Origin of the sequence: Actinocorallia longicatena (assembly GCF_039534125.1) — a bacterium.
Lineage (GTDB): Bacteria > Actinomycetota > Actinomycetes > Streptosporangiales > Streptosporangiaceae > Actinocorallia > Actinocorallia longicatena.
The window spans coordinates 86,446-101,800 of the sequence record NZ_BAAAUV010000016.1; the positions used below are offsets into that span (position 1 = coordinate 86,446).

Here is a 15,355-nt window from a genome sequence, read left to right on the forward strand (position 1 = left end):
AGGTATTTGGACGCCAACTGGACTGTCAATGGGTATCTGGATACCATCGGTATCCATGCCGAGACAGACCCGTGCCGAGAGCCGGGCCCGCACCAGGGAGCTTCTGCTCACCACGGCCCGCGAGCTCTTCCTCCGCGACGGCTACCACGCCACCAGCCTGGAGAAGGTCGCGGACGCCGCGGGCTTCTCCAAGGGGGCCGTCTACTCCAACTTCCCGACCAAGGACCACCTGTGCGAGGAGGTCATCACCCAGGTCAGGAACGAGCAGATCCACGCGATCCACACGGCCTTCACCTCCGAGGGCACCATCGACCAGCGGCTGGAGGCCTTCGACGCCTGGGCCGACGCCACCCTCGGCGACCCCGGCTGGACCCTGCTGGAGGCCGAGTTCGCCATCCACGCCGTCCGGAAGGCCCCCGAGGTCCGCGCCCGCGTCGCGCAGGGGGGCAGGGAGGCGGCCGCGGCCCTGGAGTTCCTCATCGGGGAGGAGCTGAAGGCCCGCCCCCGCGAGCTGCCGCTTCCCGCGGCCGAGCTCGCGGAGGCCGTCCTCGACCTGGGGATCGGCCTGGGCATCAGGCGCGCCGTCGATCCGGACCTGTCACCCCGCCCGCTGGGCGACCTCGTCCGCCTCCTCCTGCGCGCCTGACGCCCGTCCGGGCTACTCGCAGACGACGCCGTCCTTGTCGCGGTCCTGGTACCAGTAGTACTCGGGGTCGCTGCCCTGGTAGTAGGGCCCGTAACCGGAGGCTTTGGCCTCGGTGCAGGTCGAGAAGCGGGGGTCGTTGCCCGCGGGGGGAGGCGGCGGCGTGGGCTTGCGGTTCCAGGACCGCGTGGAGACCTTGCGGCCCGCGGCGTTGCGGAGGGTCGCGGTGTCGGCGATGTTGTTCCAGATGTACCAGCCGCGGTTCATGTAGACGTGCTTGGCGCCGTCGCGGCCCTTGCCGGTGTGGACGGTCAGGCTCGCCTTCGCCTTCAGCTTGATGTTCTTGAACCGGTAGACGTGGTTCTCCACGTCCTTCAGGGTCCAGCCCTTGAGCTTGACGGCCTTGCGCCCGGTGTTCTTGATGACCACGTACTCGCGGACGAGCTGGGCGTTCTCCCGGGTGTCCTTTCCCGAGGGGTCGTACAGAACCTTGACGATCTTCACGGTGGGCGCGGCGGCCTGAGCCGCCCCGGGGACCGCCGCGAGGGCGAGGGCGGCGGCGGCCGCACCCGCGAGGACAAGACGCATATCTGCTCCTAAATCGCTCCCGAACGGGGGGCAACTCTAGGCCGGGAGCGGAGCCGGGGCTGACGTGACGTGCGCGGACGGAACCCTTTTGTTACTTCCGTTTGACTCTGTAGTCACCTGGGCACGAAGAGTTATCGCAGGGCTCGGGGACGGAGGACGGATGGACAGCAGGGAAAGGCTCACGCCGGAACGGGTGCGCGCCAAGGTGTTCGCCACGGTCCGGCTGCGTGAGGGCTACGACATGGCCGAGGTCGACGCGTTCCTCCACGAGGTGGAGGAGACCATCGACGGCCTCCTGTCGGACGTCGCACGGCTGGCCAGGGTGGAGCCGCCCAGTCCGGCGGGCGACGCGGTGCAGCTGATGTCGCTGGCCCAGGAGACGGCCGACAAGCTGGTGGAACGGGCCGAGCGGCAGGCCGAGCAGATCGTCGCCGACGCCAGGACCCGCGCCGACCAGATGGACCGCGAACTCGCTGGAAGGGCCGCCGCGCTGGAACGTGCCGCCCAGGACCAGCAGCGGCTGGAGCGCATCCACGCGTTCCTGCGCGGCACCGGCGGCTCCGCCTCGGCGGGGTTGCACGACCAGCTCGCCCAGCTCCAGAGCCTGCTGGACGAGCTGACACCGTCCAGGCCACTGGTGCCCGCACCCGGCAGCCCCCTCGACACCCGCGGCAAGGCCGTCTGGCCGCCCCAGTCCTGACCACCCCGATCCTGACCGCGAAGTCCTGACCGCCCGGTCCGACCGCCCGGTCCGACCATCCCGGGATCGACCTGCCCGGGATCGACCTGCCCGGGCCTGCTCATCCGCCGGTCCGGTCTTCCGGACCACTCCCGCACGAGAGGCGCTGAATGCTTCCCCTCGCCTGGGCCGCGGGCATCGCGGTCCTGATGATCGCCGTGGCCACCCTCGCGGGCGCGTGGCTGGCCCGCCGCCTTTCCGGCCGGGTCGGCCTGTGGCTGGCCGCCACCGCCGCGATGCTGCTGGCGGCGGCGCTCGCCGACATGATCCCCGCCGCCCGGCGCGACGCCGCGGCGCTGATCCTCCCGTTCTGGCCGGTGCTCGCCGCCCTCGCCGCGGGCTTCGCCGGGACCGCCCTCCTGACCCGCCGGACCGGCCGCAGGCCCGGCGGTGAGCACGCGCCGGGCCGCCACAAGCGGGCCCGGCGCGTCGCGGGGATCGCGGTGTTCGCCGGGACGGGTGCCGCCTACGCCGTCACGACCCACCGCGCCCTGGAGTCGGGGGCGATGGCCTTCGGTCTCACGACCACGTCGATGATCGCCATCACGGTCCAGGCGCTCGGGGCGGGACTGGCGATGACGATCCTCCTCGACCTGGGCGACCGGAGGCTCTTTCCCTGGCTGGCCGGTGCCTGCCTGGCACCGGCCCTCGGCATCCTCGGTGCGATCTTCCTTCCGCCGCCGCCCGCGCTGGTCCCGATCCAGCTCGGCCTCGCCTCCGGCATCCTGCTGTGCGCCGCGCTGATCGCTCTGTTCCTCGCCGCGAGGGAGGCGCGGCCCGCCGCGGTCGCGGCCGCCTTCGCCGCCGGGTCCGCCGTCGGCCTCCTGGCCGCCCTCATCCAGGTTCCGCCCGCCTTTCCGGCGCCGCCGCCGGGCTCGGCTCCGGCCGTCGCGGGGCTACCCGGCTCCGAACCGCTCGCGCCGCCCCCGTACGGCGACCCCGCCCGCCCCGCGGCCGCGCCCCCGCAGCCGAAGGGCGTCACCCCGACGCCCGCCCGGCCGGCCAAGGCCCCCGCGGCCTACCTGAAGGAGCTGAGGTCGGGCAGAGTCTCCCTGGCCAAGGCCCTGCGCGCGCCGCCCGCCGCCGGCCTCGACCTCGGTGCCACGCTCCGCACCCGCTATCCCGGGGCCAGGGTCCGCTCGGCGCTGGCCTCGCTGGGCATGACGGAGAAGGCCCGGGTGGGCGACCTCACCGCGGGCGAGATCCCCGAGCTCCTGCGCACCCTCGGCAGGCCGACGGCGGCCACCGCCCGGAAACCGCCGGGCCACGGTGGATGAGGCGAGGTTCAGCGGCCGGACGCCACCCGGGGCCGGGGCCGCGCCGGAGCGGAGGAGGCCTCGATGTAACGGGCGAGGATGAGGTCGGCGAGTTCCGGGGCGTCGCCCAGCACGGGGGAGACGGCCAGGGCGCCGGCCTCGAAGGACGCCGCGGCGACCTTGTCGGCGAAGTAGCCGGGCGCCAGGAAGTAGGAGGCGACGACCACCCGAGGGGCGCCCGCCTCGTGGAGGGCGTGGATCGCCTCGGCCGGGGTGGGGGAGGCCGCGGAGGCGTAGGCGGGGCGGACGTCCCACCAGCCGCTGCCGCGCCAGGCCCGGGCCATCCCCGCGACGGCCGCGTTGGCCGAGCCGTCGGAGGAGCCCGCCGCGACCAGGACCACGGCCGTGTCGGCGCGGGGCGCCACCCCGGCCTCGGCCAACCGCCGCTCCAGGGCGTCGAGCAGCAGCGGATGCGGGCCGAGGGTGTCGGCGACCCGGACCGACAGGCGCGGGTTGCGCCGCCGGGCGGCCGCGAGCACCCCCGGAAGGTCGATCTTGCTGTGGAAGGCGGCGGTCAGCAGCAGCGGCAGGACCACCGCGTCGTCGAGACCCGACAGCGCCTGGACGGGGTTGGGCGGTGAGTGGTCGAGGTAGGAGGTGCGCACGTCCAGGCCGCGGGCCCGCACGAGGGACAGCAGGGACTCCACCGTCGCCGCTGCCCGCGGGTCTCGCGACCCGTGGGCGACGGCCACCAGCGGCGGCGTCAGATGTGGATGCCGCACTCGACCTTGCCCAGTCCGGCCCAGCGTCCGCTGCGCGGGTCCTCGCCCGGCTCGACCCGCGACGTGCAGGGCTCGCAGCCGATCGAGGGAAAGCCGTCGTAGTGCAGCGGGTTGACGAGGATGCCGTTGTCCTCGATGTAGTTGTCCATCTCCGCTTCGGTCCAGTGGAGGATGGGGTTGACCTTGACCATCTGGCGCTTGCGGTCCCACTCGACGACCTTCATCGCCTTGCGGGAACGCGTCTCATCGGCGCGGACGCCGGTGAACCACGCCATGTAGCCCTCGAGCGCGCGGCCGAGCGGCTCGACCTTCCGCAGGTGGCAGCAGAGGTCGGGGTTGCGGCCGTACAGCCGCGGCCCGAGGTCGCGGTCCTGCTCCTCGACGGTCCGCGACGGCGTCACGTTGATGACGTTGACCGGGTAGACGGCCTCGACGGCGTCGCGGGTGCCGATCGTCTCGGCGAAGTGGTACCCGGTGTCGACGAACAGCACGTCGATCCCGGGCTTCACCTTGGACACGAGATGGATGAGCGCGGCGTCCGACATCGAGGACGTCAGGCAGATCCGGTCGCCGAAGGTCGCGGACGCCCAGCGGATGATCTCCAGTGGGCTGGCGCCGTCGAGCGCGGTGGCGGCCGAGTCGACGATGTCCTCGAGCGAAAGCGAGGGTCTGCTGGTGTCCAGGATGACGGTCACTGGGGGGCTCCTATCCCGAGGAAATTCACGCGGAACTTGCGGGCACAGGCCCGGCAGTGCCAGGTCCCGTCCCCCTCGAAGGGGTGTAGGTCTTCTTCTCCGCAGTACGGGCAGTAGAACGGGACCGCGCGCTCGCTCATTTCGTGATCCCTGTTACTGGACGTCTGCGTCGTCGGCGCGGGCGACCCACTGGGCGAACGTCTCGCCCTCGGTCCGCTGCTCCTCGAACTTGAGGACGACCCGCTCGACGTAGTCGGTCAGGTCCTTGGACGTGGTCTTGAGCCCGCGGACCTTCTTGCCGAAGGACGCGCCGACCTGGCCGCCGAGGTGGATCTGGAAGCCCTCGACCTGGTCGCCGTTCTCGTCGACGACCAGCTGGCCCTTGAACCCGATGTCGGCGACCTGGACGCGGGCGCAGGAGTTCGGGCAGCCGTTGATGTTGATCGTCAGCGGCTGGTCGAAGGTCGGCAGCCGCTTCTCGAGCTCGTCGATCATGTCGGCGGCGCGGGCCTTGGTCTCGACGATGGCCAGCTTGCAGTACTCGATGCCGGTGCAGGCCATGGTCTGGCGGCGGAACTCCGACGGACGGACCTGGAGGTCGATGGCCTCGAGCTCGTCGGCGATGGCCTCGGTCTTCTCGAGCGGGATGTCGAGGACGACCATCTTCTGCTCGGCCGTGGTGCGCAGCCTGTCGGAGCCGTACCGCTCGGCGATGTCCGCGATCTTGTGCAGGATGTCGCCGTTGACCCGGCCGACCTTCGGTGCGAACCCGACGTAGTAGTTGCCGTCCTTCTGCGGGCGGATCCCGACGTGGTCGCGGCGGCCGACGGGCGCGGCGGGGGCGGGACCGTCGGGCAGGGAGAAGCCGAGGTACTCCTTCTCCAGGATCTCGCGGAACTTCGCGGGACCCCAGTCGGCCATCAGGAACTTGATCCGGGCACGGTGCCGCAGGCGGCGGTACCCGTAGTCCCGGAAGATCGAGATGCAGCCCTTCCAGACCTCGTGGGCCTGCTCGGGCTTGACGAACACGCCGAGGTGCTTGGCGAACATCGGGTTGGTCGACAGGCCGCCGCCGACGAACACCTGGTAGCCGGCCTCGCCCTGGTCGTTGACCACGCCGACCAGCGCCACGTCGTTGATCTCGTGGACGGTGCAGTGCGAGGTGCAGCCGGAGAAGGCGGACTTCCACTTGCGCGGCAGGTTCGAGAACTCCTTGGTCCCGATGTAGCGCTGGTGGACGTCGTGGACCTGCGGGGTGGCGTCGATGATCTCGTCCTCGGCGACCCCGGCCAGCGGACAGCCGATGATGACGCGCGGGGTGTCGCCGCAGGCCTCCATGGTGTCGAGGCCGACGGCCTCCAGGGCGTCCCAGATCGCGGGGACGTCCTCGACGGCGATCCAGTGGTACTGGATGTTCTGCCGGTCGGTGATGTCCGCGGTGCCGCGGGCGTAGGTGTTGGAGATGTCGGCGAGGGTCCGCAGCTGGGCCACGCTGAGCTGGCCGCCGTCGATGCGGACGCGCATCATGAAGTACTTGTCGTCGAGCTCCTCGTCCTCGAGGATCCCGGTCTTGCCGCCCTCGATCCCGGGCTTTCGCTGGGTGTACAGGCCGTACCAGCGCATCCGGCCGCGGAGGTCGGCCGGGTCGATCGAGTCGAACCCGCCCTTGGAGTAGATGTCGACGATGCGGCGGCCGACGTTCAGCCCGTCGTCGTTCTTCTTGTTCTCTTCGTTCTTGTTCAGCGGTTCGCGGTAACCGAGAGCCCACTGGCCCTCTCCACGCTTGCTACGGGGTGGCACGGCGCGCGTCCTCTCCAGGACTCGTATATCTGGTGGAGGGCAGGCGTGACGAAGCGGGCTGTCAGAACAGGTGAGACGGGACGCCGGCATCGCCACGCGCCCGGGAAACAGGTCGGGGCGTGGTTGGGGCGTTACCGACAGATGGCGCTGCGGACCCGGAGAAAGTCCACGTGCCGGCGCTTGGCCAGCATCGGGTCGAGGGCAGCAGTCATGCTCTGACTTTGACACGCGGTGTGGCCGGTTGTCCAGCCGCGTCCGTCATGTGGACAGAGCGTCGAGGCCCAGGAGAGCGTCATGATCACCCCTGCCTCACCCAGTTGAGGGGTGCCTCGCTTGTTTCCTCGGCCGCATCCGGGACATGGTGTTGGCAGTCGCACCAGGTTCCGCCACGGCATTCGGGATGGCGGCGCTCCCGGCACGGCATGCAGATCATGACTAATTGTCACCTACTGTTACACGTGCCCCGAACAGCGGGGGTGTGTCAGACATCATACCAAGAAGGCACGCTGAATCTGATCTATCGACTTGGGCGAGGCGGCATGATCCGGGCGTGGAAGGCTCTACCGTGGTGCCTGTGACGACTGCCGCCCCGCAGGTCGCGGACTCCTCGGCCACCGCCGCACCCAGGAGGGTGCTGGCGCTGGTCCGGCGTGCGCGCGTGCACAGGGTGCTGTGGCAGCTCACCAAAGGCACCTCGATCACGGCCTTCAAGTACCGGATCACCGGGCTCGCCGCGGAGGCCGCGTTCTGGGCGCTGCTGTCGCTCCCGCCGCTGATCCTCGGACTGATCTCCAGCGCGGGCTATCTGCGCGGGGCGTTCGGCGAGAGCACGGTGAACGAGCTCAGTCTGTGGATCAAGAACAAGTCGGGCACCTTCCTCACCCAGGACGCCGTCAACAACGTGGTGGCGCCCATGGTCGACGAGGTGCTCAACAAGAAGCACATAGAGATCCTCTCCCTGGGCTTCCTCATCTCCCTGTGGGCCGGGTCGCGGGCGCTGAGCGTCTACGTCGACACGATCTCGATCGCCTACGGGCTCGACGGAGTCCGGGGGGTCATCCGGGCGCGGCTCAAGTCCTTCTTCCTCTACATCGTCGGCCTGCTGGTCGCCGTGGTCGTCATCCCGATGCTGATCGCGGGGCCGCAGCTCGTCCGGGCCTGGATACCGGGCAGCGCGCACTTCGTCTCGATGCTCTACTGGCCGGTCGTCGTCACGCTGTCGATCTTCTTCCTGTCGCTGCTCTACCACCTGAGCGTGCCGGTGCGCACGGCCTGGTGGCGCGAGACGCCCGGAGCGGTCCTGGCGCTGGTCTTCTGGATCGCCGGCAGCGTGATCCTGCGCGAGTACCTGTCCGGGACGGTCTCCGGGGTCTCGGCCACGGCCTCGCTCGCGGCGCCCATCGCCGTCATGGCGTGGCTGTACGTCACGGCGTTCGCCGTCCTGGTCGGGGCGTGCCTGAACGCGGAGATCGACAGGCTCTGGCCTGCGGGGGAGACCTCGGCAGCACGGGCCAAGGCCCAGCTCGAGTGCCAGGTAAAGAATCTGGGGTAATACCTCTAAATCGGGCAAACTTCGCGTAATCTCCCGATTTATGACGGCTCCTGACCCCACTGAATCCACTGATACGGAAGCGCGCATCCGCACGGTCACCGGCCCCGCGCCCCTGTCCGCGCTCTCCGGCCGTGTGCTCGCCCACGAGCACCTGCGCGTCGACCTGCGGTGGCCCGTCGGGGAGGGATCCGACCCCCGGCGCTGGCTGGACGAGGAGATGCACGTCACGGCCGAGCTGACCGGTCTGCGCAAGGAGCACGATGTCTCGCTGGTCGTCGAGCTGAGCTGCGTGGGGATGGGCCGGGACGCCTCGGCCCTGGCCCGCATCAGTGCCGGCAGCCGCGTGGCGGTCGTCGCGGGGACGGGCTTCTTCTGCGAGCCGTTCCACCCCGCCTCGATCAGGGACCTGACCGTCGAGCGCCTCGCCGAGCGGATGATGGCCGAGATCGGGTACGGCATGGACGGCACGTCGGTTCTGCCGGGCGTCATCGGCGAGATCGGCACCTGGGGGGACCAGCCCACCGAGCGGGAGGAACGGGTCCTGCGGGCCGCCGCCCAGGCCTCGGTGGAGTCGGGGCTCCCGATCGCCACCCACGGCAGGGCCGGGCTCGCCCAGCTCGAGCTTCTGATGGCGGAGGGCGTCTCGCCCGAGCGGGTCGCGGTCGGCCAGCAGGACCTGGTCGAGGACCCCGCGGTGCACCGCAAGATCGCCGAGACCGGGGCCTACGTCTCCTTCGGGAACCTGGCGCTGTCGTCGCCGGAATCCGCCAGGGCGGCCGTGGACCTCATCGAGGCGGGGCACGCCTCCCGGCTGCTGCTGAGCGGCGGCCTGTCCCGGATGGAGCAGCTCAGGCACTATGACGGGCCCGGCTACGGGGTGCTGTTCACCGGCGTCCTGCCGGCGCTGCGCGCCGCGGGTGTCGACGAGGAGACCCTGGAGCTCGTCACCCGGACCAATGCTCTTAACTGGCTGTCGGCCGCCTGATCGGCGGTCAGAGCCGAGCGTGGGGCCCGTTGCCTTGGTGGCACGGGCCTTTCGTGTTGTTAAGGGACCCTGAGCGGCAGTGGTCTGGACCAGTCTGGTATGGCGGTTGGTCGAAACCGCTCCCAGACGGGGTTAGGCTGTGCTTGGGAAACGCAAACGGCCCCGCAATAGGGCTTGCGAGGCCGTGAACGTTGTGGTTGACCGAGACCCGGAACCAGCTCGGCGTGAGCGGGTTCCGTGAGACCGGTGCCGGGGTGCGCAGTGTGATCTGCAGACGCGCTGTCGTGCCTTCGGGCGGCTGGTGCCCTTAGGCGGCGTTGGCGCGGCGCATGCGGCGGCGACGCTCCGAAGCGCGCTCGTCCTCGTTCAGCCCGCCCCACGTACCGTACTTTTCGGGACGGGAGACGGCATAGTCGAGACAATCCGTGCGGACGGGGCAGCCCATGCAGACCTGCTTGGCCTTGCGCTCGCGAATCTCTCGTTCGGGCTGACGTTCGCCGTCGGGACCGAAGAAGAGCACAAGGTCTTCCCCCCGGCACGCGGCGGCGTCCTGCCAGCCCCAGCTGGGCCGCGGGAGGTTAGCCTGCCGACGTACCTGAGCCATGAAACACCCACCTCAGTTGTTTTCTGAGCAAATAAGGACATAGACGTTGCGAACGCACGCAACGAAACCGAGTTTGCGGCGTCCTAATTTCCAACGTCTGGAGTTGCCGCTGTGTTCCCAAATCTGGGTTGGCTCGCGGCGCAGCATCCCCGAGTGGGGCCTAAAAGAGGTTACACGAGGGCGGCCTCGCTGTGAAGAGTGAGGTCCCTCATTTGGTATGTCTGGACGGACTCACTGCACTCGGACCCACAGGTTCCGGAGGTTTCTACCGCTTCGACCACGCCTGACCAGGTGATATCACCCGCGGTGACCATGACCTCGAACGGACCGGTTCCAGTGACAGATGTGACCCGCACCGCATTTACATCCAGCATACCGGTGTGCTGGCGCACAAAGTGCTCCGCGGCCTGCCCGGACTCCGGGAGCCCGGCCCTGCCGCGCAGGTGTTCGAGCACCACTTCGCCCCGCAGGTAGGCCTCCACCGCGGTCTCGGCGCTGCGCGCCTCGAGCGCGCCGTAGTAGAGACCGTGCGGAAAGCACACCAGATTGGCCGCGAAGCGGTCCCCGCCGACATGGCTGGTCTCCCAGACCTTGTCGCCGTACCGCTTCGCCAGATGCCGCGCCAGCGGTCCGCCCGTCTTGGCACAGCACACGTTGCGCTTGGCATGGGTGCAGACCAGGAGGACGGCCTCGTCGGTGAGCTCGCCCCAGAACGGGCGCTCCCCCCGGGCCACCTTCGCCAGATCGAGCGAGTCGAGCTCCGCGGGGTCGGTGATGACCCGGCTCTCCAGCCAGGGGGTCTCGCCGGAGTAGCCGACGAAGACCCGGAGCGGGAGGCCGGAGTGGCGCCGGCCCGGCCTGCGGATGAGCTGGGGGCGTACCCCCGCCCTCGTGGCCTCCGCCACGATCGGGAGCCCCATCTGCTCGATCCGCTCGGCCCAGGGGCCGGGATGCTCGAGCAGGAGCCACGCGCGCGCCTTGGTGGTGGCGGTGGCGAGGCAGGGCAACTCTCCGGTGTGGGATCCCGTGCAGTGCTCACAGCTTTTTCCGTGCGACACGAGCGACCCCTTTCCCCGGCAAGTTAGGCCACCCTAACCTAACTTCGTCCTGCCCTGCCAGTGTCCGTGACACACCTCATACCGTTGATGATCTTTCGTCAAACAGGGCGGCGACCTGCGGGAGCGCAGTGGCACGGTCCTTTTCGACCAGCCCGATACGCGTCCTGCGGTCAAGGACGTCATGCTCGTCCAGGGCGCCTTCATGCATGATCGCCCACACGAGCTCGGCCCGCAGGAACGGGCTTTCCGGCAGGACCGGTTCGAGCAGCGAGGGGTCGTCGGCGGCCAGGGCCACGAGGTCGGCGGCCTCGGTGCCGTAGCGGCGCAGGAGGCGGGCGGGGGCGTCGAGGCGGGCGAGATCGGCGGCCGGGGCGGCCCCGACCAGGGGGAGGGCGGCCGTCCGGGACGGCCCGCTGTCCGGGAGGGAGGCGTCGACCGCGTCCTGGGCCATCCGCCGGTAGGTCGTCAGCTTGCCGCCGACGATCGTCACGACGCCGTCGGGTGAGGTGAGGACGGCGTGCCTGCGGGAGATGTCGGCGGTGGTGCCCTCGGCGTCCAGCAGGGGGCGCAGCCCGGCGAACGCCCCGACGACGTCGGAACGGCGCACGCCCGCGTCCAGGACGGTGCCGAGCAGGTCGAGCAGGAAGCCGATGTCGGCCTCCGGAACGGTGGGCACGTCGGGGATGTCCTCGACGGGCTCGTCGGTGAGGCCGACGTAGATCCGGCCGTCGCCCTGGGGGAGGACCAGCGCGAACCGGCTGGTGGACCCCGGGATCGGCAGGTGCATGCCCGCCTTGAGGCCGCCGAGCGCGGATCCGTCGAGGACGAGGTGGGTGCCCCTGGACGGCCGCAGCCGCACGCCGGGGACCAGCCCGCCCGCCCACACGCCGGCGGCGTTGATCACCTTCCGCGCCCTGATGTCCTTCTCGGCACCGGTGAGCTCGTCCCTGACCCGCGCGCCCGAGCCCGTCACCTCCAGAGCCCGGCACCGGGTGATGATCCGGGCCCCGTGCGCGGCGGCGGTCCTGGCGACGGCCGTCACGAGCCGGGCGTCGTCGCAGAGCCGCCCGTCCCAGGAGAGCAGGCCGCCGCGCAGCCCGTCCCGGCGCAGCGCGGGTGCCAGCGCGACGGTCTCGGCCGCCGACAGCCGACGCGGACCCGGCAGGACCCGGCGCGGGGTCCTGGCCGCCGCCCGCAGCAGGTCGCCCGCCCGCAGCCCGATCTCGGCCAGCGCGGCGTTGCGGCCCGGCACCAGCGGGGTCAGCGGCATGACGAACGGCATCGCCCTGGCCAGGTGGGGTGCGGTGCGCGTCATGAGGGTGCCGCGCTCGACCGCGCTCTCGTAGGCGACGTCGACCTGCCCGGAGGCCAGGTAGCGCAGCCCGCCGTGGACGAGCTTCGAACTCCACCGCGACGTCCCGAACGCCAGGTCGTGGGCGTCGATGGCGGTCACGCTGAGCCCGCGGGAGGCGGCCTCCAGCGCGACCCCGGCCCCGGTGATCCCCAGGCCGATCACGAGGACGTCGGTGACGTCGTCCTCGGCCAGCTCGCGTGCCCTGCGGGCGGCGTTCAGGGAGCTCTTCGGTTCCATGGGCTTCTCCGTCAGGGCCTGAGGGTGAGGGTGAGGACGCGGCGCAGGTCGGCGTCGAAATGCTCGGTGGCCAGCTCGCCGGGGCCCGTCATGGTGGGCAGCGAGAGGGCGAAGGACTGGACGATCAGCAGCAGGGTGCGGGCCTGCCGGCGGGGGGCGTCGGTGCGGATGGAGCCGTCGGCGTGCCCCCTGGCCAGCTCGCCCTCGATCAGTTCGAGGAACGCCTCCTGGGAGGCGCCCGTCCGGGTCAGGACGTAGGGGAGCAGCAGCTCGGGGTCCACCTCGATGATCTTGCGCAGCAGGGGGTGCTCGCGCAGAAGGCGGGTGCCCTTGGTGAGGGTGTCGACCAGCCGGGTGCGGGCGTCACCGGTCGCCCCGGCGATCACCGCCTCGGCCAGGGCCAGCCACTCGCGTGTCATGAGGTCGCCCACGATGGTCTGGACGTCGGGCCAGCGCCGGTAGAGCGTCATCCGGGAGACGTTCGCGCGGCGGGCGATGTCGGTCAGGGTCGTGCGGCGGACGCCGACGGCCAGGACGCAGGCGCGGGCGGCGTCGAGGACGACGTCCTCGTCGACGCGGCGGGTGTTGTGACGAATCGACGTCATGTGTCACAGTGAACCACAACACGACCGTGAGAGCACATATCCGTGAGGAGCCGGTGATGAGCGACATGCTGTGGTCGGGCTGGGGCGACCCGGGGAAGGCGGCGCCACTGCCCGAACAGGTCGTGGCGCTGCTGAGGGACATGCTCGGCGTCAAGCCGCGCGACCTCCCGCCCGTCGCGCTGGGGGACATCGTGCCACCCGCGCCGCGGCTGGCGGGGAAGGCCCTGGCGGACCTCGCCGCGCACGGCGAGGTCCGCACCGACGCCGAGACCAGGGTCAGGCACACGCGCGGCAAGTCGACCCCCGACCTGCTGGCGGTCCGGCAGGGCGAGACGGTCCACACCCCGGACGCGGTCGTGCTGCCCGCGGACCACGAGGGCGTCCTCGCGATCCTCGCTCTGGCGGCCGAGCACGGCTTCGCCGTCGTCCCGTTCGGCGGCGGCACCTCCGTGGTCGGCGGCCTCGCCCCCGCCGCGGACGCCTTCGTGGCCCTCGACCTGCGCCGCCTCGACGCCCTCGTGGCCGTCGACGAGGTCTCCAGGACCGCGACGCTCCAGGTCGGCCTGCGCGGGCCGCGGGTCGAGGAACTGCTCGGCGGGCACGGCTTCACCCTCGGCCACTTCCCGCAGTCGTTCGAGTGGGCGAGCGTCGGCGGGTTCGCCGCCGCGCGCTCCAGCGGCCAGTCCTCCGCGGGATACGGCCGCTTCGACGACCTGGTCGTCGGCCTGACGGTCGCGACGCCCGCCGGCACGATCACGATGGGCCGCGCCCAGAAGTCGGCCGCGGGACCCGATCTGCGCCAGCTGTTCCTCGGCTCCGAGGGCGCCTTCGGCGTGATCACCGAGCTGACGGTCCGGATCAGGCCCGTGCCCGCGGTCAAGGTCTACGAGGGCTGGAGCTTCCCCGACTTCGCCACCGGCTCGGCGGCGCTGCGCGCCCTCATCCAGGACGGACCCGTCCCGACCGTGCTCCGGCTGTCGGACGAGACCGAGACCCTGGTCGGTCTCGCCAGGGCGAGCTCGATCGGCGAGGGCGGCAGCGGCTGCCTGGCGATCGCCGGTTTCGAGGGCGAGCCGGAGGAGGTCGCGGCCCGGAGGGCAGGGGCCGGAACGGTCCTCACCGCGCTCGGCGGCACGCCGCTCGGGGAGGAGCCGGGAGAGTCGTGGGCGCACGGCCGGTTCGCCGCCCCCTATCTGCGCGACTCCCTCCTGGACGTCGGCGCGTTCGTCGAGACCCTCGAGACCACGACGTTCTGGTCGAACCTGCCGGTGCTCTACCAGGCCGTGCGCGACGCCCTCCCGGGCCATCTCGTGATGTGCCACATCTCGCACGTCTACGCGAGCGCCGCGTCGCTGTACTTCACGATCGTCACCCCCGAGATCGACTGGCCGGCCGCCAAGACGGCCGTCAACGAGGCGATCATCGCGGCGGGCGGCTCGATCAGCCACCACCACGGCGTCGGCTCCGACCATCTCGCCGCCTACGCCGAGGAGATCGGTCCGCTCGGCGTCGGCGTCCTGAGGGCGATCAAGGCGGAGCTGGACCCCCACGGAGTCCTCAATCCGGGCATTCTGGTCCCGTGAGGACTTTCACTGCGGTGGTCAACCCCACCGCGGGCGGCTCGGCGTCCGCCCGCACGCTCATCCCCCTGGCCCGCCGCCTGCGCGAGGCCGGAGCGACGCTGACCGTCGAGTACAGCCGCGACCTCGGTCACGCCCGCGACCTCGCCCGGACGGCCGCCGCGCGCGGCGACGTCGTCCTGGGCGTCGGCGGCGACGGCATGGCGGGCGGGGTCGGCGGCGCGCTCGCCGGCACCGACGCCGTCTACGGGATCGTCCCGGCCGGGCGCGGCAACGACTTCGCCCGCCAGCTCGGCCTGCCCACCGGCATCGAGGAGCTCGCCGAGCTGCTGCTGCACGGCGAGGCGACCCCGGTCGACGTCCTGACGGTCAACGGCGAACCCGCGCTCGGCAGCGTCTACGCGGGCGTCGACGCCGTCGCCAACACCTACGCCAACGACACCCGGCTGCTGCGCGGCAAGGCCTCCTACACCTGGGGGGCGCTGCGCGCGTTCGCCGGCTGGCGGCCCACGACCTACACCGTGACGGTCGACGGCACCCCGATGGAGCGCAGGGCCTACACGGTCGTGGCCGCCAACTCCGGCTACTACGGCTTCGGCCGCCGCATCGCCCCGGGCGCGGTCGTCGACGACGGGCTCATCGACGTCGTGATCATCAGGCACGGCTCGCGCCGGCTGTTCGTGACGGTCATGAACGAGCTGGAGACCGGATCGCACGTCGGCCGTCCGGAGGTCGAGGTGCTGCGCGGCACGGAGGTCAGGATCGAGGCCTCCCGTGATCTTCCCTACGGCTGCGACGGAGAGCTGCCCGGCAGGCTTCCGGTCACGGTCGGGGTCCTGCCCTCGGCGCTGCGCGTGATTCGTCCGTAAGCTGGGAT

Annotated in this window: 15 protein-coding genes; 7 read left to right on the plus strand and 8 right to left on the minus strand. The window is 71.1% G+C overall.

Annotated features, from left to right (window positions below; translation table 11 throughout):
• The first annotated feature begins 55 nt into the window (after nt 1-55).
• Nucleotides 56-646 (plus strand): TetR/AcrR family transcriptional regulator, encoded by a 591-nt coding sequence (locus tag ABD785_RS27600; protein ID WP_344833898.1) that lies wholly within the window; start codon nt 56-58, stop codon nt 644-646.
• Nucleotides 647-658: 12 nt separating this feature from the next.
• Here the strand turns inward: ABD785_RS27600 and ABD785_RS27605 are convergent, their stop codons facing one another.
• The gene (locus tag ABD785_RS27605; protein ID WP_344833901.1) at nt 659-1,231 is read right to left on the minus strand and encodes a lamin tail domain-containing protein; all 573 of its coding nucleotides are present in this window, start codon (nt 1,229-1,231) and stop codon (nt 659-661) included.
• A gap of 160 nt (nt 1,232-1,391) precedes the next feature.
• Here ABD785_RS27605 and ABD785_RS27610 point away from each other — a divergent pair, with 160 nt between their 5' ends.
• Together ABD785_RS27610 and ABD785_RS27615 are read left to right on the plus strand one after the other, a co-directional pair.
• Complete coding sequence (locus ABD785_RS27610; protein WP_344833905.1) at nt 1,392-1,931, plus strand: DivIVA domain-containing protein; 540 nt, start codon at nt 1,392-1,394, stop codon at nt 1,929-1,931.
• A gap of 149 nt (nt 1,932-2,080) precedes the next feature.
• Nucleotides 2,081-3,247, plus strand: a complete 1,167-nt coding sequence (locus tag ABD785_RS27615) for a hypothetical protein (RefSeq protein ID WP_344833908.1) — start codon at nt 2,081-2,083, stop codon at nt 3,245-3,247.
• Nucleotides 3,248-3,255: 8 nt separating this feature from the next.
• Here ABD785_RS27615 and ABD785_RS27620 read toward each other — a convergent pair whose 3' ends face one another.
• The 3 genes from ABD785_RS27620 to ABD785_RS27635 form a co-directional block, all read right to left on the minus strand.
• The gene (locus ABD785_RS27620) at nt 3,256-4,008 is read right to left on the minus strand and encodes a sirohydrochlorin chelatase (protein ID WP_344833910.1); all 753 of its coding nucleotides are present in this window, start codon (nt 4,006-4,008) and stop codon (nt 3,256-3,258) included.
• Nucleotides 3,990-4,703: a phosphoadenylyl-sulfate reductase gene (locus ABD785_RS27625; RefSeq protein ID WP_344833913.1), complete on the minus strand. Its 714-nt coding sequence runs from the start codon at nt 4,701-4,703 to the stop codon at nt 3,990-3,992. The genes ABD785_RS27620 and ABD785_RS27625 overlap by 19 nt, the downstream gene beginning before the upstream one ends.
• Before the next feature lie 153 nt (nt 4,704-4,856).
• The gene (locus ABD785_RS27635; RefSeq protein WP_344833919.1) at nt 4,857-6,503 is read right to left on the minus strand and encodes a nitrite/sulfite reductase; all 1,647 of its coding nucleotides are present in this window, start codon (nt 6,501-6,503) and stop codon (nt 4,857-4,859) included.
• Between the two features lie 574 nt (nt 6,504-7,077).
• Here ABD785_RS27635 and ABD785_RS27640 point away from each other — a divergent pair.
• Together ABD785_RS27640 and ABD785_RS27645 are read left to right on the plus strand one after the other, a co-directional pair.
• Nucleotides 7,078-8,055 carry a YihY/virulence factor BrkB family protein gene (locus ABD785_RS27640; protein ID WP_344833922.1) on the plus strand — a complete coding sequence of 326 codons (978 nt, stop codon included), beginning with the start codon at nt 7,078-7,080 and terminating at the stop codon, nt 8,053-8,055.
• A 40-nt stretch (nt 8,056-8,095) separates the two neighbouring features.
• The gene (locus ABD785_RS27645; protein ID WP_344833925.1) at nt 8,096-9,040 is read left to right on the plus strand and encodes a phosphotriesterase family protein; all 945 of its coding nucleotides are present in this window, start codon (nt 8,096-8,098) and stop codon (nt 9,038-9,040) included.
• Between the two features lie 307 nt (nt 9,041-9,347).
• Here ABD785_RS27645 and ABD785_RS27650 read toward each other — a convergent pair whose 3' ends face one another.
• The 4 genes from ABD785_RS27650 to ABD785_RS27665 form a co-directional block, all read right to left on the minus strand.
• A complete protein-coding gene (locus ABD785_RS27650) occupies nt 9,348-9,644 on the minus strand; it encodes a WhiB family transcriptional regulator (RefSeq protein WP_106399257.1) in 297 nt (98 codons plus the stop codon).
• 170 nt (nt 9,645-9,814) lie between these two features.
• Nucleotides 9,815-10,702: a ferredoxin family protein gene (locus ABD785_RS27655; RefSeq protein ID WP_344833928.1), complete on the minus strand. Its 888-nt coding sequence runs from the start codon at nt 10,700-10,702 to the stop codon at nt 9,815-9,817.
• Nucleotides 10,703-10,778: 76 nt separating this feature from the next.
• A complete protein-coding gene (locus ABD785_RS27660; RefSeq protein ID WP_344833929.1) occupies nt 10,779-12,293 on the minus strand; it encodes a glycerol-3-phosphate dehydrogenase/oxidase in 1,515 nt (504 codons plus the stop codon).
• Between the two features lie 11 nt (nt 12,294-12,304).
• Nucleotides 12,305-12,898 (minus strand): TetR/AcrR family transcriptional regulator, encoded by a 594-nt coding sequence (locus tag ABD785_RS27665; protein WP_344833930.1) that lies wholly within the window; start codon nt 12,896-12,898, stop codon nt 12,305-12,307.
• A 65-nt stretch (nt 12,899-12,963) separates the two neighbouring features.
• Here ABD785_RS27665 and ABD785_RS27670 point away from each other — a divergent pair, with 65 nt between their 5' ends.
• Entirely contained in the window at nt 12,964-14,481 is a 1,518-nt protein-coding gene (locus tag ABD785_RS27670; RefSeq protein WP_344833987.1) for an FAD-binding oxidoreductase, read from the plus strand.
• Nucleotides 14,478-15,347, plus strand: coding sequence for a diacylglycerol/lipid kinase family protein (locus tag ABD785_RS27675; protein WP_344833932.1), 870 nt, complete (start codon nt 14,478-14,480; stop codon nt 15,345-15,347). Before ABD785_RS27670 ends, ABD785_RS27675 begins: the two co-directional genes overlap by 4 nt.
• The last annotated feature ends 8 nt before the right edge of the window (nt 15,348-15,355 follow it).

Excerpts from the sequence above, each read along its gene's own strand:
- ABD785_RS27660 (WP_344833929.1), bottom strand. The coding sequence starts at position 12,293 with ATGGAACCGAAGAGCTCCCTGAACGCCGCCCGCAGGGCACGCGAGCTG.
- ABD785_RS27650 (WP_106399257.1), bottom strand. The coding sequence starts at position 9,644 with ATGGCTCAGGTACGTCGGCAGGCTAACCTCCCGCGGCCCAGCTGGGGC.
- ABD785_RS27645 (WP_344833925.1), top strand. The coding sequence starts at position 8,096 with ATGACGGCTCCTGACCCCACTGAATCCACTGATACGGAAGCGCGCATC.
- ABD785_RS27600 (WP_344833898.1), top strand. The coding sequence starts at position 56 with ATGCCGAGACAGACCCGTGCCGAGAGCCGGGCCCGCACCAGGGAGCTT.
- ABD785_RS27610 (WP_344833905.1), top strand. The coding sequence starts at position 1,392 with ATGGACAGCAGGGAAAGGCTCACGCCGGAACGGGTGCGCGCCAAGGTG.
- ABD785_RS27665 (WP_344833930.1), bottom strand. The coding sequence starts at position 12,898 with ATGACGTCGATTCGTCACAACACCCGCCGCGTCGACGAGGACGTCGTC.
- ABD785_RS27615 (WP_344833908.1), top strand. The coding sequence starts at position 2,081 with ATGCTTCCCCTCGCCTGGGCCGCGGGCATCGCGGTCCTGATGATCGCC.
- ABD785_RS27670 (WP_344833987.1), top strand. The coding sequence starts at position 12,964 with ATGCTGTGGTCGGGCTGGGGCGACCCGGGGAAGGCGGCGCCACTGCCC.
- ABD785_RS27605 (WP_344833901.1), bottom strand. The coding sequence starts at position 1,231 with ATGCGTCTTGTCCTCGCGGGTGCGGCCGCCGCCGCCCTCGCCCTCGCG.